Origin of the sequence: Falsibacillus pallidus, assembly GCF_050990905.1 — a bacterium.
GTDB lineage: Bacteria > Bacillota > Bacilli > Bacillales > DSM-25281 > Falsibacillus > Falsibacillus pallidus_A.
Map to the genome: position 1 here is coordinate 33,891 of NZ_CP158866.1, position 23,139 is coordinate 57,029.

Here is a 23,139-nt window from a genome sequence, read left to right on the forward strand (position 1 = left end):
ACGCTAATGAAAAAGAAAGTCTCAACAAAATGTAGAATAAGCGAAACTTTTTATGAGAAAACTGTTGACGGAAGCTTTGTATCTTGGTATATTAGTAAACGTCGCTGATGACGAAACACTTTTGAAAAACAAATGAAAAATTTATTTTAAAAAGTTGTTGACTCAAACACGGCGAACATGGTATATTAATAAAGTCGCTTCTGAGAGACGAAAGCGACATTGATCTTTGAAAACTGAACAAAACAAAACGCCAACGTTAAATTTTAAGTTTTAAAAATCGAGCTAATCAAGCTTGAAACTTTGTGGCTTTGAGCCAACAATTTTTCGGAGAGTTTGATCCTGGCTCAGGACGAACGCTGGCGGCGTGCCTAATACATGCAAGTCGAGCGGATTGATGGGAGCTTGCTCCCTGATATCAGCGGCGGACGGGTGAGTAACACGTGGGCAACCTGCCTGTAAGACTGGGATAACTCCGGGAAACCGGGGCTAATACCGGATAACTCCTTCCTCCTCCTGGAGGAAGGCTGAAAGATGGTTTCGGCTATCACTTACAGATGGGCCCGCGGCGCATTAGCTAGTTGGTGAGGTAACGGCTCACCAAGGCCACGATGCGTAGCCGACCTGAGAGGGTGATCGGCCACACTGGGACTGAGACACGGCCCAGACTCCTACGGGAGGCAGCAGTAGGGAATCTTCCGCAATGGACGAAAGTCTGACGGAGCAACGCCGCGTGAGTGATGAAGGTTTTCGGATCGTAAAACTCTGTTGTTAGGGAAGAACAAGTGCGAGAGTAACTGCTCGCACCTTGACGGTACCTAACCAGAAAGCCACGGCTAACTACGTGCCAGCAGCCGCGGTAATACGTAGGTGGCAAGCGTTGTCCGGAATTATTGGGCGTAAAGCGCGCGCAGGCGGTTCCTTAAGTCTGATGTGAAAGCCCACGGCTCAACCGTGGAGGGTCATTGGAAACTGGGGAACTTGAGTGCAGAAGAGAAGAGCGGAATTCCACGTGTAGCGGTGAAATGCGTAGAGATGTGGAGGAACACCAGTGGCGAAGGCGGCTCTTTGGTCTGTAACTGACGCTGAGGCGCGAAAGCGTGGGGAGCAAACAGGATTAGATACCCTGGTAGTCCACGCCGTAAACGATGAGTGCTAAGTGTTAGAGGGTTTCCGCCCTTTAGTGCTGCAGCTAACGCATTAAGCACTCCGCCTGGGGAGTACGGCCGCAAGGCTGAAACTCAAAGGAATTGACGGGGGCCCGCACAAGCGGTGGAGCATGTGGTTTAATTCGAAGCAACGCGAAGAACCTTACCAGGTCTTGACATCCTCTGACAACCCTAGAGATAGGGCGTTCCCCTTCGGGGGACAGAGTGACAGGTGGTGCATGGTTGTCGTCAGCTCGTGTCGTGAGATGTTGGGTTAAGTCCCGCAACGAGCGCAACCCTTGACCTTAGTTGCCAGCATTCAGTTGGGCACTCTAAGGTGACTGCCGGTGACAAACCGGAGGAAGGTGGGGATGACGTCAAATCATCATGCCCCTTATGACCTGGGCTACACACGTGCTACAATGGACGGTACAAAGGGCTGCAAAACTGCAAAGTCGAGCCAATCCCATAAAACCGTTCTCAGTTCGGATTGCAGGCTGCAACTCGCCTGCATGAAGCTGGAATCGCTAGTAATCGCGGATCAGCATGCCGCGGTGAATACGTTCCCGGGCCTTGTACACACCGCCCGTCACACCACGAGAGTTTGTAACACCCGAAGTCGGTGGGGTAACCTTTATGGAGCCAGCCGCCTAAGGTGGGACAGATGATTGGGGTGAAGTCGTAACAAGGTAGCCGTATCGGAAGGTGCGGCTGGATCACCTCCTTTCTAAGGATATTTACAAGATGTTGACCGTTTCTGTTTTGTTCAGTTTTGATAGATCAATTCTATCTGAATAGGTATGAGTATGGGCCTATAGCTCAGCTGGTTAGAGCGCACGCCTGATAAGCGTGAGGTCGGTGGTTCGAGTCCACTTAGGCCCACCATTCTTTACTCAACTTTATATGGGGCCTTAGCTCAGCTGGGAGAGCGCCTGCTTTGCACGCAGGAGGTCAGCGGTTCGATCCCGCTAGGCTCCACCAACGTTTTTCACGAAAGTGAAAGAACGTTCCATTTTGTTTGTTCTTTGAAAACTAGATAAAGTAAGTAAGTGACATAAACCGAGAATCGCCACTTTAGAATTTTTTTGGTGAATGACTTTCAGTCATACGCAAATCAAACCTGACAATGTAAATTGTCAAATAGGTTAAGTTAGAAAGGGCGCACGGTGGATGCCTTGGCACTAGGAGCCGATGAAGGACGGGACTAACACCGATATGCTTCGGGGAGCTGTAAGTAAGCTTTGATCCGGAGATTTCCGAATGGGGGAACCCACTGTTCGTAATGGAACAGTATCTTTACCTGAATACATAGGGTATGGAAGGCAGACCCGGGGAACTGAAACATCTTAGTACCCGGAGGAAGAGAAAGCAAACGCGATTCCCTGAGTAGCGGCGAGCGAAACGGGACATAGCCCAAACCAAGAGGCTTGCCTCTTGGGGTTGTAGGACACTCTATACGGAGTTACAAAGGAACGAAGTAAACGAAGAGATCTGGAAAGGTCCATCAGAGAAGGTAAAAATCCTGTAGTTGAAACTTCGTTCCCTCCAGAGTGGATCCTGAGTACGGCGGGACACGTGAAATCCCGTCGGAAGCTGGGAGGACCATCTCCCAAGGCTAAATACTCCCTAGTGACCGATAGTGAACCAGTACCGTGAGGGAAAGGTGAAAAGCACCCCGGAAGGGGAGTGAAAGAGATCCTGAAACCGTGTGCCTACAAGTAGTCAGAGCCCGTTAATGGGTGATGGCGTGCCTTTTGTAGAATGAACCGGCGAGTTACGATTACATGCAAGGTTAAGCTGATGAGGCGGAGCCGCAGCGAAAGCGAGTCTGAATAGGGCGTTTTGAGTATGTGGTCGTAGACCCGAAACCAGGTGATCTACCCATGTCCAGGGTGAAGTCCAGGTAACACTGGATGGAGGCCCGAACCCACGCACGTTGAAAAGTGCGGGGATGAGGTGTGGGTAGCGGAGAAATTCCAATCGAACCTGGAGATAGCTGGTTCTCTCCGAAATAGCTTTAGGGCTAGCCTCAACGGAAGAGTCTTGGAGGTAGAGCACTGTTTGGACTAGGGGCCCTCATCGGGTTACCGAATTCAGACAAACTCCGAATGCCAAAGACTTATCGTTGGGAGTCAGACTGCGAGTGATAAGATCCGTAGTCGAAAGGGAAACAGCCCAGACCACCAGCTAAGGTCCCCAAGTATACGTTAAGTGGAAAAGGATGTGGAGTTGCTTAGACAACCAGGATGTTGGCTTAGAAGCAGCCACCATTTAAAGAGTGCGTAATAGCTCACTGGTCGAGTGACTCTGCGCCGAAAATGTACCGGGGCTAAACGTATCACCGAAGCTGTGGATTGACACCGTTGGTGTCAGTGGTAGGAGAGCGTTCTAAGGGCGTTGAAGCTAGACCGTAAGGACTGGTGGAGCGCTTAGAAGTGAGAATGCCGGTATGAGTAGCGAAAGATGGGTGAGAATCCCATCCACCGAATGCCTAAGGTTTCCTGAGGAAGGCTCGTCCGCTCAGGGTTAGTCGGGACCTAAGCCGAGGCCGAAAGGCGTAGGCGATGGATAACAGGTTGATATTCCTGTACCACCTCTTGATCGTTTGAGCAATGGGGGGACGCAGAAGGATAGGGTAAGCGCGCTGTTGGATATGCGCGTCTAAGCAGCAAGGCTGATGATGAGGCAAATCCTTGTCATCATAAGGCTGAGCTGTGACAGCGAGGGAAATTTAGTACCGAAGTTCCTGATTTCACACTGCCTAGAAAAGCCTCTAGCAAGATCAATGGTGCCCGTACCGCAAACCGACACAGGTAGGCGAGGAGAGAATCCTAAGGTGAGCGAGAGAACTCTCGTTAAGGAACTCGGCAAAATGACCCCGTAACTTCGGGAGAAGGGGTGCTCTGGTAGGGTGCAAGCCCGAGAGAGCCGCAGTGAATAGGCCCAGGCGACTGTTTAGCAAAAACACAGGTCTCTGCGAAGCCGCAAGGCGAAGTATAGGGGCTGACGCCTGCCCGGTGCTGGAAGGTTAAGGAGAGGGGTTAGCGCAAGCGAAGCTCTGAACCGAAGCCCCAGTAAACGGCGGCCGTAACTATAACGGTCCTAAGGTAGCGAAATTCCTTGTCGGGTAAGTTCCGACCCGCACGAAAGGCGTAACGATCTGGGCACTGTCTCAACGAGAGACTCGGTGAAATTATAGTACCTGTGAAGATGCAGGTTACCCGCGACAGGACGGAAAGACCCCGTGGAGCTTTACTGTAGCCTGATATTGAATTTTGGTACAGCTTGTACAGGATAGGTAGGAGCCGTTGAAACCGGAGCGCCAGCTTCGGTGGAGGCATCGGTGGGATACTACTCTGGCTGTATTGAAATTCTAACCCACGCCCCTTATCGGGGCGGGAGACAGTGTCAGGTGGGCAGTTTGACTGGGGCGGTCGCCTCCTAAAAGGTAACGGAGGCGCCCAAAGGTTCCCTCAGAATGGTTGGAAATCATTCGTAGAGTGTAAAGGCACAAGGGAGCTTGACTGCGAGACCTACAAGTCGAGCAGGGACGAAAGTCGGGCTTAGTGATCCGGTGGTTCCGCATGGAAGGGCCATCGCTCAACGGATAAAAGCTACCCCGGGGATAACAGGCTTATCTCCCCCAAGAGTCCACATCGACGGGGAGGTTTGGCACCTCGATGTCGGCTCATCGCATCCTGGGGCTGTAGTCGGTCCCAAGGGTTGGGCTGTTCGCCCATTAAAGCGGTACGCGAGCTGGGTTCAGAACGTCGTGAGACAGTTCGGTCCCTATCCGTCGTGGGCGCAGGAAATTTGAGAGGAGCTGTCCTTAGTACGAGAGGACCGGGATGGACGCACCGCTGGTGTACCAGTTGTCTTGCCAAAGGCATCGCTGGGTAGCTATGTGCGGAAGGGATAAGTGCTGAAAGCATCTAAGCATGAAGCCCCCCTCAAGATGAGATTTCCCATAGCGTCAAGCTAGTAAGATCCCTGAAAGATGATCAGGTTGATAGGTCCGAGGTGGAAGCACGGCGACGTGTGCAGCTGACGGATACTAATCGATCGAGGACTTAACCACATTTGGTTGATTCCGGTTTAACTTGTCACTTACTCTTTATCTAGTTTTGAGAGAACAAACTCTCAATATGTCCGGTGATTACGGCGAAGAGGTCACACCCGTTCCCATACCGAACACGGAAGTTAAGCTCTTCAGCGCCAATGGTAGTTGGGGGTTTCCCCCTGCAAGAGTAGGACGTCGCCGGGCAAATGGAAAAAAGCAGCTGAGAGGCTGCTTTTTTTGTGTTTTCTGGAGGGAAAATCGAGGATGAATACGGGAACTTACCAAGAAGAAATTTCATTGGCGAGGAGTAGAAGGGAAGCAGAAGGGTCTAGCCGATTGAGCGCTCAGTCGGAGCTTCGAAGACCAAACCCATTCAATTTGCCAGGCTAACGCCTGGATATTCGGCAAGATCAAGAGAACAGGGGAAAAACATCCCCAAGGGGCAGATTTGAACTTTAAAATGCTTCAAATTGTCCCTTTTAATCGGTAATGATGGGGTAACTCATCTTGAAATGGATATAAACGAGTAAAAAGAAGGGGGAAACACCATAAATTCTCCCACGCTACAGGCTCTATGCGCCAAAAATGCCTGCTTATGATTCAAATTATGAAGTCTATGCGCGAAATCACCATGCTTATGCGCCGGCAATAGAGGGCTATGCGCCAAAATCCTCTCCTTATGCGCGAGTGGCCAATTTCTGCCCCAATGGGGTTGTCACATGAGTCGATTGAGCGCTCAGTCAGAGTTTCGAAGACCAACCCCCTTAAATTTGCCAGGCTGGCGCCTGGATATTCGGCAAGATCAAGAGAATATAGAAAAAATCACTCCATAACAGCAGGTTTGATCTTATAAATGATTCAAATTGTCCCTTTTAATCGGTAATTAAGGGGTATCTCATCCTAAAATGGATGTAAACGAGGAAAAAGAAGGGGGAAACCCCGGAAATTCTGTCTCGCTAGAGGTTCTATGCGCGAAAAATGCTTGCTTATGATTCAAATTATGAAGTTTATGCGCGAAATCACCTCGCTTATGCGCCGGTCAGCGAGGGCTATGCGCCAAAATCCCCTCCTTATGCGCGAATGGCCAATTTCTGCCCAATGGGGTTGACACATGAGCCGATTGAGCGCTCAGTCGGAGCTTCGAAGACCAAACCCATTCAATTTGCCAGGCTGGCGCCTGGATATTCGGCAAGATCAAAAGAACATAGAAAAAATCACTCCATAACAGCAGGTTTGTTCTTATAAATGATTCAAATTGTCCCTTTTATCGGTAATTAAGGGGTAACTCATCTTGAAATGGATGTAAACGAGTAAAATTAAGGGGAAAACACCGGAAATTCTGTCCCACTATAGACTCTATGCGCGAAAAATGAGTGCTTATGATTCAAATCATGAAGCCTATGCGCGAAACCACCTGGCTTATGCGCCGGCCAGAGAGGGCTATGCGCCAAAATCCCCTTCTTATGCGCGAGTGGCCATTTCGGCTCCTCCAATGGAACTGTCCCAATAGCCGATTGAGCGCTCAGTCGACACGCCCCCCCAAGACCAAACCCATCCAATTTGCCAGGCTGTCGCCTTGATATTCTGTAAATCAAGTTTAATACTAAAAAGTCTCTCCCCATATAAATCTTTTCAAGACAAACACAGACAAAATTAATCTTACATACACTGAAGGAACGGGTCATTTAAATGTTCATAATTGTGTATACAAATGGGGTTATCGGGCCAGAATAGAGGGTATGGAGGTGGGGAGTTTGGGAGCAGCAGTTTCTAAGCAATACTTAGAGGAAGTTTGTGTGGTCTGCGATGAACGGCGCGCAAAGGGGATTCATCTCTACACGTCTTTTATTTGTTCCGAATGTGAAGAGGATATGGTTCGGACGGATACGAGAGATCCCAAGTACAAATATTATATCGATCGGCTGAAGAAGATTACGACACCTGAAATATATTCTTAAAACCAAGCTTCGTTAAATTAGCTTGGTTTTTCTTTTGCCATTGAATGATCTATTGTACAATCAGAGGAAATGAGGAGAAAGAAAGGAAAACAGAATGAATCAAAATCAAACCCCATTATATGATGCACTCGTGCAGCATATTGCGAAAAGAACAGTATCTTTTCATGTTCCGGGGCATAAGAATGGCGAGGTTTTGCCGGAACATTTACATAGAGAGTTTAAGGAGTTTTTGAAGTACGATGTGACGGAGATTTCGGGGTTGGATGATTTTCATTCTCCTGAAGTAGCGATAGCGGAATCCCTGGATTTGTTGACGGCCCTTTATGGTTCCTATAAGAGTTATTTCCTGGTGAATGGATCGACTGTCGGGAATCTCGCCATGATTTTAGGCGTGTGCGAAGAGGGAGATACGGTTTTTGTTCAGCGGAATTGCCATAAGTCGATATTGAATGCGTTAAAGATGGCCAATGTCCGTCCTGTCTATCTTTCACCGTCATTGAATGAAGCTTGGCATGTAGGGGATGGAGTGATGTCTGCCTCACTGGCAGCAGCTTATGAAAAGTTTCCGGATGTGAAGGCGTGCATTTTCACCTATCCGAATTATTATGGCCTGACCTATGATATCAAGAGTTTAATAGATATGGCGCATGATCACGGGTCTTATGTGCTTGTGGATGAGGCGCACGGTGCGCATTTTCAAGCGGGGAGTCCTTTTCCCGAATCGTCCCTTCAACTTGGGGCGGATATAGTTGTTCATTCTGCACATAAGACACTGCCGGCAATGACCATGGGTTCTTTTTTGCATGTGAATCATGACTGGCTGCCAATCGATAGGATTGAATTCTACTTGGGTGCACTGCAGTCGAGCAGTCCATCGTATCCCATCATGGCTTCATTGGATGCGGCGAGGCATTATTTGTCTTCGATGTCTGGCGAGGATCTTTTGTACGCAATTGAACAGAAAGATGCCTTTGTAAAAGATTTGACCAGCATCCCAGGAATCCATGCACTTTCCAATGGAGAGAGGCAGGATCCGTTGAAGATCACCATAAGGGCAGAAGGATATTCAGGGTATGAACTGCAGACAGAGCTTGAGAAGGCAGGCATATATGTGGAAATGGCGGATCCCTACCAGGTGCTGTTTGTTTTTCCTCTATTAAAAAAGGGCAAGAAAGTGGATTTCGAGGAAAAAATCGATGTGTTTAAAAATAGTTTCAAAAAACGGGAATCAGATTTTGCGATGGAAGTGGTGAGAGAGGGGTATCAACATCCATTCCATGAGCAGCTTCTTTCTTTTAAAAAACTAGATCAAGGAACGAGCGTCTGGGTTCCATACGAAGAAGCAGCTGGTCGAATCTCGGCAAAAATGGTGATCCCATACCCTCCGGGAGTCCCTCTTCTCATGCCTGGCGAGCAGGTAACGGGGGAGATGATTCATTCTCTGAAAATGTATATGGAGTCAGGGGCGCGCTTTCAGGGGGACCACCGTCTGTCGGAAGGCTTGATTGCTGTTATTGAGGATAATAGGTAAATGGGTTACTATTAGAATTACAACATTTGTTTTTAGGAAAGTCCGGAGGTTTGGAGCATGAACGGTATTTTTATTACGGGAGAAGGTCCTGAAGGGGCTGGAAAGACATCGATATTGAATAAGCTTGCGGAGGATTTTTCAGCAAGGGGATGCAATATCGTTTTGACCAGGGAGCCTGGCGGGATCCGGATTGCGGAGCAGATCAGGGAGATCATTTTAAATAAAGATAATACAGAGATGGATGCGAGGACTGAGGCGCTGCTATATGCGGCGGCAAGGAGGCAGCATTTAGTAGAAAAGGTGAAGCCTGCGCTGGAAAAGGGAGCGGTTGTCCTGTGCGACAGATTCATTGACAGCTCATTGGCGTATCAGGGATATGCAAGGGGCCTTGGCATCGAGGAAGTCTATGAGATGAATTTGTTTGCTACACAGGATATGATGCCTGATGCCACGCTGTTTTTTGATATCACACCTGAGGCCGGCCTTGAGCGCATTGAAAAGAACAAGGGGAGAGAAGTAAATCGGCTCGATTTGGAAGCACTGGACTTCCATCATAAGGTGTATAAGGGCTACCAGATCCTCTTGGAGAAATTTCATGGCCGCATGCACAGGATCGATGCTTCTGCTTCGTTTGAAGAGGTGTATCTTGCTGCATCAAAGAAGTTTGAGCAATTATTGGTGCAAAAGGGATTATTGTAGTTTTTCACAGTCTTGAAGCTTACAGCTGCTTCAAGGCTTTTTTCAAAGCTTTGCAGGTTTTAGGGCCGGGTCCGAAGAATACATGTATACACGATCAATTATTGATATAATGGGGTATAGAATACTATCGGAAATAACTTGTTCAAGGAGGAATGTATATGAAACTCATTTTGGCAGTGGTCCAGGATCAGGACAGCAATCGACTGTCTTCGGCTTTGGTCGATCATAACTTCAGGGCGACAAAATTGGCCAGTACGGGCGGGTTTTTAAAATCAGGAAACACGACATTTATGATCGGGACGGAAGATATCCGTGTGGAGAAGGCACTGCAAGTGATCAAGGACAGCTGCAAGTCGAGGGATCAATTGATTGCACCAGTTTCGCCGATGGGCGGCAATGCTGATTCGTATGTTCCATATCCGGTTGAAGTGGAAGTTGGCGGTGCGACAGTATTCGTCCTTCCGGTAGAACAGTTTCATCAGTTTTAATAGGGAATCTTTTTCTTCCCTTTATTCTTAGATTCAAGGTGTGGTGGTAAGGATGATGACATGGGAACAATTGCAGTCGGTTCAGCCCGTCGCAATGAAAATGATACAGAACAGCCTGGTAAAAGACCGTGTTGCCCATGCCTATTTGTTTGAAGGGGAGCGCGGAACCGGAAAAAAGGATGCAGGGACGCTATTGATCAAAAGTATTTTTTGCGATCATCCCTCAAAGGATTATATTCCGTGTGATGAGTGTATAAACTGTAAGAGGATCACAAATGGAAACCATCCAGATGTACATATGATCGAGCCGGATGGCTTGTCGATCAAGAAAGGCCAGATTCAAGAGCTTCAAGCTGAATTCAATAAAACCGGTGTGGAGTCGAAGAAAAAGCTCTACATGATTTCACATGCTGACAAAATGACCGTCAATGCAGCAAACAGTCTGTTGAAATTCCTGGAGGAGCCGCATTCAGGAACCATTGCCATTCTTTTGACTGAACAGGCCCATCGCATCCTGCCGACCATTTTATCGCGGTGCCAGCTCATATCTTTTAAACCGCTGCCGCCTTCTATTTTGAAAGAAAATCTTAAGCAAGAAGGGGTACATCCTCATTTTGCACCGCTTTTGGCAAGCATCACGAATAATTTCCAGGAAGCTCTTGATTTAAACAATGAAGAGTGGTTTGCACAAGCAAGAAAAATAGTGTTAAAATTATATGAAGGCCTTAAAAAAAGCCCGCTGCAGGCGATGGTAGGTTTACAGGATGGTTGGTTTGACCATTTTAAAGAGAAACCGCAGCTTGAACGTGGACTGGAATTAATGCTATTGATCTATAAGGATCTTCTATATATACAAGTAGGCAAGGGAGAACAGATTGTTTATCCGGATTATCGCCAAATGCTTGAAACGGATGCCCTTCAGACGTCCGCCCGACGGTTATCGGAACAAATGACAGCCATTTTGGAAGCCAAACGGAAATTAAATTCAAATATGAATCCTCAGTTGTTGATGGAACAGCTTGTGCTAGAATTGCAGGGGGGATCTTCTTTTGTATGAAGTAGTAGGGATACGATTTAAAAAAGCCGGCAAGATTTATTATTTTGACCCAGGCGATTTTGCAGTAGAAAAAGGCAGCTACGTGATTGTTGAGACGGCTCGCGGAGTAGAACACGGGAAAGTTGTGGTTGAACGCAAACAAGTCGGTGAACATGATGTGGTCCTGCCTTTGAAAAAAGTCATTAGGATTGCCGATCATAAGGATCGTATGATTATAGATGAGAATAGAGCAGCAGCGAAGGAAGCGTATGAAGTATGCTGCGATAAGATCATTGAACATCAGCTTGATATGAAGCTGGTGGATGTAGAATATACATTTGATCGAAATAAAGTAATTTTCTATTTTACAGCGGATGGACGAGTAGATTTCCGTGAGCTTGTAAAAGATTTGGCTGCCATTTTCCGTACTAGAATAGAACTCCGTCAAATCGGGGTGCGTGATGAAGCGAAGATGCTTGGCGGAATAGGGCCATGCGGACGCATGCTTTGCTGTTCGACGTTTTTAGGGGATTTTGAACCCGTTTCCATCAAGATGGCGAAGGATCAAAATCTCTCCTTGAACCCAACCAAGATTTCTGGACTGTGTGGACGTTTGATGTGCTGCTTGAAATACGAGAATGATGAGTATGAAGCAGCGAAAGAAGAATTGCCTGATCTGGGCGAAATCATCAAAACGCCATTAGGTTCTGGGAAAGTTGTAGGCCTTAATATATTAGAGCGCGTCCTTCAGGTGGATCTGCCTGAGCAGGAGCGCGTCCTTGAGTTTACGTTGGAAGAACTAGCGAATGAAGGTGCGGTTTCGATTCAAGCAAGAGATTAATGAGGTGGAACCAGTGGACAAAAAAGAAGTATTTAATTCAGTCATTAATATGGAAGAGCAAATCGGACATTTATATAAACAATTAGGGTCTTTGAAGGAGCATCTGGCGCAGATTATCGAAGAAAATAACTCGCTCCAGGTGGAGAATGAGCATTTGCGCCGCCGTCTCGAACAGACGGAACATCCAAAAATGGCTCCGTCGCCGAGTGAATCCAAGAAAAGCCTTGAAGAAATTGATGACCGCAACCTTGATATCGGCGAGGGATATGATAATCTCGCACGTCTCTATCAAGAAGGGTTCCATATCTGCAATGTCCATTTTGGTAGTCCACGAAAAGATGAAGATTGTTTGTTCTGCCTGTCTTTTTTAAATAAAAAGTAACGCATATGGGGGCTGGTGGACAGCCCTCTTTTTTTAATGGAAAGATTTTATGCTTAAGGAGAATGAGGATACGGATGGTTGAGCTTAAAGGAGAAGAACGATTAGACTACTTATTGGCAGAGAATTTAAGAATCATTCAAAGCCCTGCTGTTTTTTCTTTTTCTATAGATGCAGTCCTGCTTGCCCGATTTGTTCAGTTGAAGAAAGGGAATATTATCGATCTTTGCGCTGGGAATGGAGTGATTCCGCTCCTATTGAGTACTAGGACAAACTCCAGCATCACGGGTGTGGAAATTCAGTCGAAGCTGTTTGATATGGCACAGCGCAGTGTTTCATACAATCAGCTTGATGAACAAATAAGAATGATTCACGGTGATATCAAAGATATGCCCCAAGTGCTGGGCCATGGTAAATTTGAAGTTCTCACCTGCAATCCGCCTTACTTTGTCACCCCTTCAAAGGAAGAAATCAATCCGAATGAGCATTTGGCCATTGCGAGACATGAAATCCTCTGTACGCTCGAAGATGTCATCAAGGTAAGCAGCCAGTTGTTGAAACAAGGCGGGAAGGCTGCTTTTGTCCATAGACCTGGACGTTTAATGGACATAATGACATTAATGAGGAAATACCGTTTGGAACCGAAGCGGCTGCGGTTCGTCTATCCGCGGATCGGCAAGGAAGCCAACACCATATTAATAGAAGGAATCAAAGATGGAAATCCAGACTTGAAAGTATTGCCTCCGCTTTATATTTATAAAGAGGGAAGTACTTATTCGGATGAAGTCCATGAACTCCTTTATGGAAAATAATTTTAACGAGAATATAAGAGGAACGATACTTAATAGAGGCGGATGAAGCATATGCAGATTCAGAAAAGTTTTGATCAAGAAGAGTCCAAAGGGATGCTTTACCTTGTGCCGACTCCCATTGGGAATTTGGAGGATATGACCTACCGGGCACTAAGGATTTTAAAAGAAGCGGATTTGATTGCTGCGGAGGATACCCGCAATACAAAGAAGCTCTGCAATTATTTTGAGATTACTACACCCCTGGTGAGCTACCACGAACATAATAAAGAAACCAGCGGGAAACAGCTGATTCAATCCCTGAAGGATGGAAAGAAAATCGCGCTGGTCAGCGATGCGGGCATGCCGGCCATTTCAGATCCGGGCTACGAAGTCGTCGCGGAGGCGCTGCAGCATGATATTACTGTCGTCCCTTTACCGGGTGCGAATGCAGCTTTGTCTGCATTGATTGCATCAGGCATTGCGACACAACCCTTTTATTTTTATGGATTTCTTCAACGGAATAAAAAAGATAAAAAAGAAGAGTTGGAGCAGCTGAAGTATCAGTCAGCCACCATGATCCTCTATGAATCCCCACATCGCTTAAAAGAGACACTGCAGCTCATTCATCAAGTATGGGGTGACCGGAGAATGGCGGTTTGCCGTGAATTGACGAAGCGGTTTGAAGAATTCATCAGGGGAACTGTTTCTGAACTGCTGGAATGGACCCAAAATGGTGAGGTTAGAGGGGAATTCTGTCTGATCATTGAAGGAAGCGCTGAGGAACAGGAAGAAAAAGCTGCCTGGTGGAAAGACTTGTCGATAATGGAGCACGTAAATCATTATGTTGAACAAGGAAATAAACCAAAGGATGCAATCAAACTAGCGGCCGTCGACAGGGACATGCCCAAAAGGGAAGTCTATGCGGCTTATCATATAGAGTGATTGACTTATTTAGTCAAAAAAAGGGGTCTGACCATTTTAGTCAGACCCTTTATCATTAACGGACAGAAAATCGATTCACTATCCGAATATATAATTGTGCAATAATATTACTTTGCAGCAGCGAAAGAATCTTGGATTTCTTTCAATAGTTGCTCTGCACCTTCACGGCTCAAGATTAATTTGCCGTCTGCAAGCTTAACATTATCTTCAGAAACTTCACCAGTGATTTGGCAAGTCATGCTTGGCTTGTATTTTTTAAGAACGATTCTTTCGTCATCCACGTAGATTTCCAAAGCATCTTTCTCAGCAATTCCTAAAGTACGGCGTAATTCGATTGGAATAACCACGCGTCCTAGTTCGTCAACTTTACGTACAATACCTGTAGATTTCATAATCAAATTCTCCTCTCAAAATTTTTATCTATGTCTTTTCGTCAATTTTCGACATTTTTTTTGATCTGCTTTTATCATACCAGTCATTCCCAAGTTCGTCAATCACTAAATATGTAAAAATATATAAATTGTAATGCTTGTAAAAACCCTGTCACATCAAGGTTTGTAAACCACTTACATAAATTGGATGACATTTCTAGTGTCAGAAAATTACATATAGTTCCATATTCTCCGTGTCGAAAGATGTAGTATTTCGACATTTATTCGACAAAAAACGACATGAAGTGTCATGTTTCTTTTGTGCGGTGGTAAAAAAATGAAATGGTGGTTTCCTGCGGTTGCAGAATAGAAGAATATTATGTATATTTTGATACTAGAAGAGGTTATGATGAGAAGATGAATCTTCTTTATTTTTGCCTGATCCGGCAGCCTTGCAGAAAGTTATATCCGTAAGCTTTTGGGTACTCTGCCCTTAGTTGCTTGTACGGATTTTTTCATGCCGGTTTCACACAGCAGGTTCATTCATCATGTTACATAAATCCCCGGACATCTCAGGCCGGGCTGAATAGCTAATAAATTCATTGAAATGTACGATACATTGATCATTATAGGAGGATTATTAGATGAAGGAAAAATTGAAGACATTTTATATTACAACCCCTATTTATTATCCAAGCGGCAATCTTCACATTGGACATGCCTATACAACTGTTGCCGGTGATGCGATGGCAAGATATAAAAGAATGCGCGGATTCGACGTCATGTACTTGACTGGAACAGATGAACACGGACAAAAAATCCAGAAGAAAGCAGAAGAAAAAGGAGTCTCCCCTCAAAGCTATGTAGACGGAATCGTTGAGGGCATCCAGGAACTATGGAAGAAACTCGACATTTCTTATGATGATTTCATTCGTACGACGCAGCCAAGACATAAGGAAATCGTTGAAAAGATCTTTAAACAGCTGCTGGATCAAGGGGATATTTATCTTGATCAGTATGAAGGCTGGTACTGTACTCCGTGTGAATCATTCTTCACGGAGCGTCAGCTTGTCGACGGCAACTGCCCTGACTGCGGAAGACCTGTCGAAAAAGTGAAGGAAGAATCCTATTTCTTCAAAATGAGCAAGTATGTCGACAGACTTCTAAAGTATTATGAAGAGAATCCTGATTTCATCCAGCCTGAATCACGCAAAAATGAAATGATCAATAACTTCATCAAACCTGGTCTTGAGAATTTGGCTGTTTCAAGAACGACTTTTGACTGGGGAGTCAAAGTGCCGGGCGATCCAAAGCATGTCATTTATGTATGGATCGATGCGCTTTCCAACTATATTACAGCATTAGGGTATGGAACAGATGATGACTCGAAGTATTTGAAATATTGGCCGGCAGATGTCCATCTCGTTGGGAAGGAAATTGTCCGCTTCCATACGATTTATTGGCCGATCATGCTGATGGCATTGGACCTTCCGCTTCCGAAGAAAGTTTTTGCCCATGGCTGGCTATTGATGAAGGACGGAAAGATGTCCAAGTCAAAGGGGAACGTAGTAGATCCCGTGACTTTGATCGACCGCTATGGATTAGATGCTCTTCGCTATTACTTATTGCGTGAAGTGCCATTTGGATCTGATGGGGTATTTACACCTGAAGGGTTTGTCGAGCGCGTCAACTTTGATTTGGCCAATGATCTTGGAAACCTTCTTAATCGGACGGTAGCCATGATCAATAAATATTTTGACGGAGTCATCCCAGCTTATAATGGATCTGAAGGCGAATTCGACCAGCAGCTTCTTCAAATGAACCAAGAAGTGGTTTCCCGTTTTGAAGAGGCAATGGAGAACATGGAGTTTTCCGTGGCATTGACATCCATTTGGCAGTTGATCAGCCGTGCGAATAAATATATAGATGAAACGCAGCCATGGGTATTGGCGAAAGATGAAGCTAAAAAGAGTGAATTAGGCCATGTTATGGTTCATTTAGCTGAAACCCTTAGAAGAACAGCGGTTCTCTTGAAACCATTCTTGACTGAGACGCCAAAGCGAATCTTTGATCAATTGAATATCAACGATGAAACTTTACGTGCTTGGGACAGCCTTGAAGAATTCGGCAGCATTCCAGAAGGCACCAAAGTCGTTTCCAAGGGTGAACCGATTTTCCCTCGCCTTGAAGTCCAAGAAGAAGTTGATTATATTAAACAGCAGATGGCAGGGGACGCACCAGTTCAGCAAACCGAAGAAGTGAAGGAAGCAGAAAAGCCGGATGCGGATGAAATCACAATCGATGATTTCATGAAAGTGGAGCTGAGGGTTGCTGAAGTCATTCATGCTGAGCCCGTAAAAAAAGCGGATAAACTGTTAAAAATCCAGCTTGATTTAGGATACGAAAAACGCCAGGTGGTCTCAGGCATTGCGAAATACTATAAGCCTGAAGAGTTAAAAGGAAGAAAGGTCATCTGTGTAACCAACTTAAAGCCAGTGAAACTTCGCGGTGAATTATCGGAAGGGATGATCCTCGCAGGTGAAAAAGATGGGATCCTGGCATTAGCAGAAGTGGATGCTTCATTGGCAAATGGAGCAAAAGTAAAATAAATTCAGCCTTAAATAATTCGATATTGAATAACAATAATGATGGCATGAGAGTGTTCCACGTGAAACAATTTTCGACGTGAACCTCTCATGTCATTTTTATTTTATTATATTAGAAAAACTTAATTTGTTTTTATAAACACACGAAACCGTGAAATCACCTATATTTGAATAGTGATTCTGTACGAGAAGATGCTGTCGAAAAATGAGAGGCTGTCCATTTTTCGCATGATATTAAAATAATATCAAAACCATAATATTTTTATTAAAGAAACTTTCCGGGTAAAATGATGAAAGACAATCAATTTCGGAAACAGTTTAAGGAGTGTACATCGCATGCTATTTGATACACATGTTCATTTAAATGCAGAACAATTCGAAGAAGATTTAGAGGAAGTCATTGGACGCGCGAAAGATGCAGGAGTAGAAAAGATGGTGGTCGTCGGATTCGACCGTCCGACAATTAATAAAGCGATGGAGCTTGTGGAGACATATGATTTTCTTTATGCAAGTGTTGGCTGGCACCCGGTTGATGCCATCGATATGACAGAAGAAGACTTGAAATGGATCGAAGAGCTTTCCGCCCATCCAAAAGTGGTGGCACTTGGAGAAATGGGGCTGGATTATCATTGGGATAAATCCCCTAAAGACATTCAGAAAGAAGTATTCAGGAAGCAGATCCGGCTAGCGAAAAAAGTGAAATTGCCGATTGTGATCCATAACCGTGAAGCAACACAGGATATAGTCGATATCCTAAAAGAAGAAAATGCCGGGGAAGTAGGAGGCATCATGCACTGCTTCAGCGGGAGTGCAGAGACGGCAAAGGAATGCATCGATATGAATTTCTATATCTCGCTGGGGGGTCCTGTCACGTTCAAAAATGCGAAAAAACCAAAAGAAGTAGCAGTGGAAGTACCAATGGATCGATTGTTGATCGAGACGGACTGCCCTTATTTAGCCCCTCACCCAAATCGGGGCAAAAGAAATGAACCGGCTTATGTAAAACTTGTGGCAGAGCAGATTGCAGAACTGAAAGGCATGGAATTTGAAGAGGTTGCTAAAAAAACAACTGAAAATGCTAAGAAATTATTCGGCATAAATTGAGTTGTTTCGACGTCGAAAACTATCAAAGCATGTCCAATTTTTACTAAATATAAAAAGTTCTACACCTCTTCTTTCTCTCATAGGATATTCATGTCGACAAGTCTTCCTTCACAAGCAGTGGGACTTTATGCATAATAGGGATTACGTTCCGCAAAAATGGATATGGGTTGACAGTTGTTTCGATAGTCTATATAATCTCTCCGAGAGAAGGAGGCGTTTTTCATGAAGATTGAAAACATGAAAAACCTGTTTTCCAAATCGATAAGTAAAAAGAAGTGGGTCGTCATTACTGCTAGTTTACTAGTTTGTATGGCAGCCGTCGGATTCCTTATGTTTGAGGGATCGAAAAAGACGGTGGCACTCACTTTAAACGGCGAAAAGAAAATTGTTAACACACATGCAGCTACTGTTGGAGATATATTAAAAGACTTGAAAATTTCTGTTCGCTCAGAAGATTACTTATTCCCCTCGGCAGACTCAAAAATTAAGGATGATTCGTCTGTCGTCTGGAAACAGGCTAAAAAGGTAGGACTCAAGGTTGGAAACAAGGAGAAGACCGTGTGGACTACCGCAGAAACAGTTGGAGAATTATTGCAGGAACAAAAAGTGAAAGTTGGGGAACACGATAAGATCAACCCGGCAATCGGAACGAATGTCAAAAACAACATGAATATTGCGATAGAAAATGCTTTTCCGTTTACTTTAGTGGATGGTGGGAAAAAGAAAGAGTTTTGGTCCACTTCGACTACGGTCGCTGACTTTTTAGAGCAACAAGGGATTACACTCAAATCGTTAGACCGGATAAAACCAGGTCTGAACCAAGAGATACAGCCTAATGATGTAATAAATGTCGTACGAGTTGAAAAAGTCACCGATGTAGTGGAAGAACCCACAGATTTTGCCGTTGTAACGAAAAAAGATCCGAGCTTGGCAAAAGGAAAACAGAAAGTAATTCATGAAGGTAAAAAAGGCGTCATTTCTAAGCATTATGAAATTGTTAAAGAAAACGGCAAGGAAGTAACAAGAAAATTAGTAGCAACGAAAAAAGTGAAAGACAGCGAAGATAAAGTGGTAGCCGTCGGTACAAAGACGCTTGTTGCACTAGCTTCACGTGGTAAAAGCGAGAGTGGGGGCAAAGAGTTCTTTGTCAGCTCCACAGCCTATACCGCTCATTGCAACGGCTGTTCAGGCCATACTGCTACTGGAATCAATTTGAAATCCAATCCGGGAGCCAAGGTCATTGCGGTCGATCCAAGGGTCATCCCGCTTGGCACCAAAGTCTACGTGGAAGGCTACGGGTATGCCGTTGCTGCTGATACTGGTTCAGCAATCAATGGCTTTAAAATCGATGTATTCTTCTCCTCTAAATCGGATGCATACCGCTGGGGAAGAAAACGTGTTAAGATAAGAATATTGAATTAATGGCAGGGGACTTCCTCTGCTTTTTTTCTTTTTTCCCGTTCTTCGATATAATAAACGGAGAAATAAATCCATTTACAATAATATAGACGGTTAATGTTACAAAAATGTTTCAAAGATATCAAAAATATTTTTGAAACCATTTGGAGGAATTATGAAACTTAAAGAAATCATTGTAGTTGAAGGAAAAGATGATACAACAGCTATCAAGAGAGCTGTCGATGCTGATACAATTGAAACGAACGGTTCTGCGATTTCAACCGAAACCATAGAAAAAATAAAGCTTGCACAAAAGACGAGGGGCGTCATCGTTTTTACTGATCCAGATTTCCCTGGTGAAAAAATCAGAAAGACCATTGCAGACGTAGTCCCCGGGTGCAAGCATGCTTTCATAGAAAAATTTGCGGCAAAGCCGAAGTTCGGAAAAGGGATCGGGGTAGAGCACGCTTCAAATGAAGCCATTCGTGAAGCATTGAAGGATGCGCATCAAATGGACAAGGAAGTCGAAGAAATCATCACACAAGAAGATTTGATAGCGGCAGGCTTAGTTGGTGGTCCCGGTTCTAAGGAACGCCGGACACGCCTTGGCGATCTTCTTAAAATAGGCTACACAAACGGAAAGCAGCTGCACAAGCGGCTGATGATGTTTCAAATAAGCGAAGAATCGTTTGCAGAAGCGATTAAACAGATCATACAGGAGGAGCAAGATGCATAAGGATATCGCAACCCCAATACGAACAAAGGAAATACTGGAGAAGTACGGATTCGCTTTTAAAAAGAGTTTAGGTCAGAATTTCTTGATCGACCCGAATATATTGAGAAAGATCACGGAATTTGCCGGCCTCACGGATCAAACCGGCGCCATCGAAGTCGGACCTGGAATCGGTGCATTGACGGAGCATTTAGCGAGAAGCTCTAAAAAAGTTCTGTCATTTGAAATCGATCAGCGGCTCCTTCCGATCCTGGCAGACACCCTGTCGCCATATGACAATGTGAAAATCATTCATGAAGATATCCTGAAAGCCGATGTTAAAACGCTTGTCGCTCAGGAATTCGAGGGGATATCTGATTTGATGGTGGTTGCGAACCTTCCGTATTATGTAACGACCCCGATCATCTTAAAATTGCTTTCGGACCGCATTCCGCTTCGAGGCATCGTGGTCATGCTTCAGAAGGAAGTGGCAGACCGGATCTCTGCAAAGCCTGGAACAAAGGAGTACGGCTCACTGTCCATCGCCATTCAGTACTATACGAAAGCAGAGACCGTCATGATTGTGCCAAAGACAGTATTTATGCCGCAGCCTAATGTGGATTCAGCCGTCATCCGATTGACTACACTGGACAAGCCTGCAGCTGATGTCGTGGACGAAGATTTCTTCTTCCTTGTCACCCGTTCCTCTTTCGCTCAGCGAAGGAAAACCATTTTGAACAATTTGACGAGCCAGCTGCCGAATGGCAAAGAAAAGAAAGAACAGATCCTTGATGCCCTCGCAAAAGCGGATATCGACCCGACGAGAAGGGGAGAGACGCTTAGCATCCAGGAGTTTGCCCGACTAAGCAACGAATTGCATCCTATATTTAATTAAAAATAGAGTGTTGAGCCGGAATCTCATATGGGATTTCGGTTTTTTGCGTTTCTTATGCTGGAATGGCTTGAGAGAGGCGGGTGCTGATCCATGGAAATAGGATTTGCTCCCCACTTTTTGAGCTGACCGGCGCACTTTTTGGTTTTATCACGCAACTTTCTGGTCTGACCGACGCACTTTTGCGATTTACCGCGCAACTTTTAGCGACAACCTGAAGTTAGTATAAAAAGTGGACACAGGTAGTGGCGTCATGTTTAAATCTATACAACTACAAAAAGGGCGTGTATAAACATGGCGAAAGATCAGAAAAAGTTCCCACCAGAATTTAGAGAATATGTGTGTAAATTAATTGAGTTAGATGGACGGAAGCTCGTGGATGTGAGCAGTGAACTCGATATTTCCTATAGTACGCTTCAAAAGTGGGTCGCTTCCTATCGTAAAAAGCAAAATCAGGCGGAAAAAGAGAAACAAAGCCAGTATCTAACGGCTTCTGAATACAAAGAATTGTACGAAGCTGAAAGACGTAAAAAATTAGATTTGGAAGAGGAGAACGCCATTTTAAAAAAGGCTATGCACATCTTCACGCAAGAAAAGAAGTAAGGTTTGAATTTATTTTTCATAATAAAAACGACCATACCGTTGTGAAGATGTGCGAAGTTTTGGATGTTTCTACTTCTGGCTATTATGTTTGGGAAAAAAGACAGGATCAGGAGGAAACAGAGAGACAGCGCTGGAGACGTCATCTTGACGAGCGAATTCGCTATCATTTTCACGACAACCTGGGGACGTATGGAAGTCCGAGGATTTATCGAAAGCTGGTCGAGGAGGATCATATACAAGTTTCCCTTAAAACGGTGACGAACCGCATGAGAGAGATGGGTTTATATGCGACCCCGCCAACTCGATACATTCAGACCACGGATTCAGATCACCAGCAGCTTGTGTTCAAAAATGAGTTGAATCGGAATTTTAATCCTGAAGAACCAGATCGTGTTTGGGCAACGGATATCACCTATATTCATACAGGGGAGGGATTTGTTTATTTAAATCCAGTTTTAGACCTGTTTTCCCGCAAGGTAATTAGCTATAGCATTGATGACCGCATGGACGCCGAATTGCCGTTAAAAGCATTAAAAGAAGCACTTGAGATTCGCCAGCCCGCTGAGGGATGGATCCACCATTCAGACCGGGGAAGTGTGTACTGTTCAAAAAAATATATTGAAGCCTTGAAGGATGCCAAAGCGACCATTAGTATGAGTCGAAAAGCAACCCCTTATGATAACGCTTGTGTAGAATCGTTTTTTGCCTCCCTGAAGAAAGAGTATTTGTACAAGTTTGTGTTTAAGACAAAAGCAGAAGCCATCGGGGCCATTAAGTTTTATATTCAATTTTATAATCGTAAAAGGATTCACTCGACATTAGAATACGCCACTCCGATTGAGTATGAAAAGGCGTATAAAGAGGCACAGCGTTTAAACGCCACTGAGGAGAAATTGCCCTCTGCCTGAAGGAACCATTGTTTTTCAAATGGTTCCTTCAGACAGAGGCCTCCAAGCGGAGTGAAAACGAAGCGCGGAAGAAAAAAAGTACGCCATTTACCGGCATTTAAGTGTCTACTTTATTGACAGAAGTCCAAACCGCTCAACTTTCTGCCTGAACCGCTCAACTTTCGGACCCCACCCCGCAACTTCCTTTTTTCTGAGGGTTTTCTTGGCCGTTTGAGTGTAGATATGAAATTTTAAAATCGCACTCCGCCTCTGTTCAAGCCCCTTCCGCTTTTCATGATCCAGCTCCAGCGCCTAGAGGCTGGGAGGTTTCCTTCAGCGCGCTTACGATAAGTCAACATCGAATCGCTTCGCTCTTCGTGGTTCCTTTATCTCGCAGCACTTCAGTCCAACCTCTGCGCCTCTGATCAAGCCGCTTCCGCTTTTCGTGATCCAACTCCAGCGCCTAGAGGCTGGGAGGTTTCCTTCAGCGCACTTACGATAAGTCAACATCGAATCACTTCGCTCATCGTGTTTCCTTTATCTCGTGGTGCTGCGCTCCAGCCTCTACGCCTTTGAACAGTCAGCTCCGCTTTTCTCGATCCAGCTCCAGCGGCTAGCCCCTCGAGTCATAAGCCGTACCTCTACGGAAATCAGGATTTCCTTCGAGTTCCGTCTTATGCTGGTCGGGGCTGATCA

The 23,139-nt window shown here is 45.1% G+C and carries 17 protein-coding genes, 2 tRNA genes and 3 rRNA genes; 21 read left to right on the top strand and 1 reads right to left on the bottom strand.

Translation table 11 applies throughout. From position 1 onward, the window contains the following. Window positions 1–321 precede the first annotated feature (321 nt). The 14 genes from ABTV07_RS00170 to rsmI all read left to right on the top strand — a co-directional run bounded on the left by ABTV07_RS00170 (window position 322) and on the right by rsmI (window position 13,870). Window positions 322–1,872 (top strand): 16S ribosomal RNA (locus ABTV07_RS00170). Between the two features lie 81 nt (window positions 1,873–1,953). Next, window positions 1,954–2,030: transfer RNA gene (locus tag ABTV07_RS00175), tRNA-Ile, on the top strand. 20 nt (window positions 2,031–2,050) lie between these two features. After that, a tRNA-Ala gene (locus ABTV07_RS00180) sits at window positions 2,051–2,126 on the top strand. A gap of 162 nt (window positions 2,127–2,288) precedes the next feature. Beyond that, window positions 2,289–5,223: ribosomal RNA gene (locus ABTV07_RS00185) — 23S ribosomal RNA — on the top strand. A 70-nt stretch (window positions 5,224–5,293) separates the two neighbouring features. Further along, a 5S ribosomal RNA gene (rrf, locus tag ABTV07_RS00190) occupies window positions 5,294–5,409 on the top strand. Together the 16S, 23S and 5S rRNA genes with 2 tRNA genes alongside form the textbook arrangement of a ribosomal RNA operon. Before the next feature lie 1,541 nt (window positions 5,410–6,950). Further along, on the top strand, window positions 6,951–7,163 hold the full coding sequence (locus ABTV07_RS00195; RefSeq protein ID WP_433746074.1) for a sigma factor G inhibitor Gin: 213 nt from the start codon (window positions 6,951–6,953) through the stop codon (window positions 7,161–7,163). A 94-nt stretch (window positions 7,164–7,257) separates the two neighbouring features. Then, window positions 7,258–8,694, top strand: coding sequence for an aminotransferase class I/II-fold pyridoxal phosphate-dependent enzyme (locus ABTV07_RS00200; protein ID WP_433746076.1), 1,437 nt, complete (start codon window positions 7,258–7,260; stop codon window positions 8,692–8,694). A gap of 57 nt (window positions 8,695–8,751) precedes the next feature. Beyond that, the gene (gene tmk, locus ABTV07_RS00205; protein WP_114746949.1) at window positions 8,752–9,393 is read left to right on the top strand and encodes a dTMP kinase; all 642 of its coding nucleotides are present in this window, start codon (window positions 8,752–8,754) and stop codon (window positions 9,391–9,393) included. A 158-nt stretch (window positions 9,394–9,551) separates the two neighbouring features. Then, window positions 9,552–9,881 carry a cyclic-di-AMP receptor gene (locus ABTV07_RS00210; RefSeq protein ID WP_114746950.1) on the top strand — a complete coding sequence of 110 codons (330 nt, stop codon included), beginning with the start codon at window positions 9,552–9,554 and terminating at the stop codon, window positions 9,879–9,881. A gap of 55 nt (window positions 9,882–9,936) precedes the next feature. Next, entirely contained in the window at window positions 9,937–10,938 is a 1,002-nt protein-coding gene (gene holB / locus ABTV07_RS00215; protein ID WP_114746951.1) for a DNA polymerase III subunit delta', read from the top strand. After that, entirely contained in the window at window positions 10,931–11,758 is an 828-nt protein-coding gene (locus ABTV07_RS00220; protein WP_433746080.1) for a PSP1 domain-containing protein, read from the top strand. The genes holB and ABTV07_RS00220 overlap by 8 nt, the downstream gene beginning before the upstream one ends. Before the next feature lie 13 nt (window positions 11,759–11,771). After that, entirely contained in the window at window positions 11,772–12,140 is a 369-nt protein-coding gene (gene yabA / locus ABTV07_RS00225; RefSeq protein WP_114746953.1) for a DNA replication initiation control protein YabA, read from the top strand. Window positions 12,141–12,214: 74 nt separating this feature from the next. Continuing rightward, window positions 12,215–12,949, top strand: a complete 735-nt coding sequence (locus ABTV07_RS00230) for a tRNA1(Val) (adenine(37)-N6)-methyltransferase (RefSeq protein WP_114746954.1) — start codon at window positions 12,215–12,217, stop codon at window positions 12,947–12,949. 51 nt (window positions 12,950–13,000) lie between these two features. Further along, entirely contained in the window at window positions 13,001–13,870 is an 870-nt protein-coding gene (gene rsmI, locus ABTV07_RS00235) for a 16S rRNA (cytidine(1402)-2'-O)-methyltransferase (protein ID WP_433746084.1), read from the top strand. A 107-nt stretch (window positions 13,871–13,977) separates the two neighbouring features. On the opposite strand, the gene ABTV07_RS00240 is transcribed toward rsmI, so the two are convergent. After that, window positions 13,978–14,262, bottom strand: coding sequence for an AbrB/MazE/SpoVT family DNA-binding domain-containing protein (locus tag ABTV07_RS00240; protein ID WP_114746956.1), 285 nt, complete (start codon window positions 14,260–14,262; stop codon window positions 13,978–13,980). Window positions 14,263–14,885: 623 nt separating this feature from the next. Here ABTV07_RS00240 and metG point away from each other — a divergent pair. The 7 genes from metG to ABTV07_RS00275 all read left to right on the top strand — a co-directional run bounded on the left by metG (window position 14,886) and on the right by ABTV07_RS00275 (window position 22,464). Continuing rightward, window positions 14,886–16,850, top strand: a complete 1,965-nt coding sequence (metG, locus tag ABTV07_RS00245; RefSeq protein WP_433746087.1) for a methionine--tRNA ligase — start codon at window positions 14,886–14,888, stop codon at window positions 16,848–16,850. Window positions 16,851–17,183: 333 nt separating this feature from the next. Next, complete coding sequence (locus tag ABTV07_RS00250) at window positions 17,184–17,951, top strand: TatD family hydrolase (RefSeq protein WP_433746089.1); 768 nt, start codon at window positions 17,184–17,186, stop codon at window positions 17,949–17,951. Window positions 17,952–18,173: 222 nt separating this feature from the next. Beyond that, window positions 18,174–19,373 (top strand): ubiquitin-like domain-containing protein, encoded by a 1,200-nt coding sequence (locus ABTV07_RS00255; protein ID WP_433746092.1) that lies wholly within the window; start codon window positions 18,174–18,176, stop codon window positions 19,371–19,373. Window positions 19,374–19,524: 151 nt separating this feature from the next. After that, window positions 19,525–20,085, top strand: a complete 561-nt coding sequence (rnmV, locus tag ABTV07_RS00260; RefSeq protein ID WP_433746093.1) for a ribonuclease M5 — start codon at window positions 19,525–19,527, stop codon at window positions 20,083–20,085. Beyond that, the gene (gene rsmA / locus ABTV07_RS00265) at window positions 20,078–20,956 is read left to right on the top strand and encodes a 16S rRNA (adenine(1518)-N(6)/adenine(1519)-N(6))-dimethyltransferase RsmA (protein WP_433746095.1); all 879 of its coding nucleotides are present in this window, start codon (window positions 20,078–20,080) and stop codon (window positions 20,954–20,956) included. Before rnmV ends, rsmA begins: the two co-directional genes overlap by 8 nt. Window positions 20,957–21,247: 291 nt before the next feature. Beyond that, a complete protein-coding gene (locus ABTV07_RS00270) occupies window positions 21,248–21,556 on the top strand; it encodes a transposase (protein ID WP_433742263.1) in 309 nt (102 codons plus the stop codon). An 11-nt stretch (window positions 21,557–21,567) separates the two neighbouring features. Next, a complete protein-coding gene (locus ABTV07_RS00275) occupies window positions 21,568–22,464 on the top strand; it encodes an IS3 family transposase (protein ID WP_433750998.1) in 897 nt (298 codons plus the stop codon). Window positions 22,465–23,139: the final 675 nt, after the last annotated feature.

Bases quoted from the DNA above. Each gene is read 5' to 3' on its own strand.
- rsmI (WP_433746084.1), top strand. From the start codon at position 13,001: ATGCAGATTCAGAAAAGTTTTGATCAAGAAGAGTCCAAAGGGATGCTT.
- metG (WP_433746087.1), top strand. From the start codon at position 14,886: ATGAAGGAAAAATTGAAGACATTTTATATTACAACCCCTATTTATTAT.
- ABTV07_RS00230 (WP_114746954.1), top strand. From the start codon at position 12,215: ATGGTTGAGCTTAAAGGAGAAGAACGATTAGACTACTTATTGGCAGAG.
- holB (WP_114746951.1), top strand. From the start codon at position 9,937: ATGACATGGGAACAATTGCAGTCGGTTCAGCCCGTCGCAATGAAAATG.
- tmk (WP_114746949.1), top strand. From the start codon at position 8,752: ATGAACGGTATTTTTATTACGGGAGAAGGTCCTGAAGGGGCTGGAAAG.
- rsmA (WP_433746095.1), top strand. From the start codon at position 20,078: ATGCATAAGGATATCGCAACCCCAATACGAACAAAGGAAATACTGGAG.
- ABTV07_RS00270 (WP_433742263.1), top strand. From the start codon at position 21,248: ATGGCGAAAGATCAGAAAAAGTTCCCACCAGAATTTAGAGAATATGTG.
- ABTV07_RS00240 (WP_114746956.1), bottom strand. From the start codon at position 14,262: ATGAAATCTACAGGTATTGTACGTAAAGTTGACGAACTAGGACGCGTG.
- ABTV07_RS00210 (WP_114746950.1), top strand. From the start codon at position 9,552: ATGAAACTCATTTTGGCAGTGGTCCAGGATCAGGACAGCAATCGACTG.
- ABTV07_RS00250 (WP_433746089.1), top strand. From the start codon at position 17,184: ATGCTATTTGATACACATGTTCATTTAAATGCAGAACAATTCGAAGAA.
- ABTV07_RS00255 (WP_433746092.1), top strand. From the start codon at position 18,174: ATGAAGATTGAAAACATGAAAAACCTGTTTTCCAAATCGATAAGTAAA.
- ABTV07_RS00200 (WP_433746076.1), top strand. From the start codon at position 7,258: ATGAATCAAAATCAAACCCCATTATATGATGCACTCGTGCAGCATATT.
- rnmV (WP_433746093.1), top strand. From the start codon at position 19,525: ATGAAACTTAAAGAAATCATTGTAGTTGAAGGAAAAGATGATACAACA.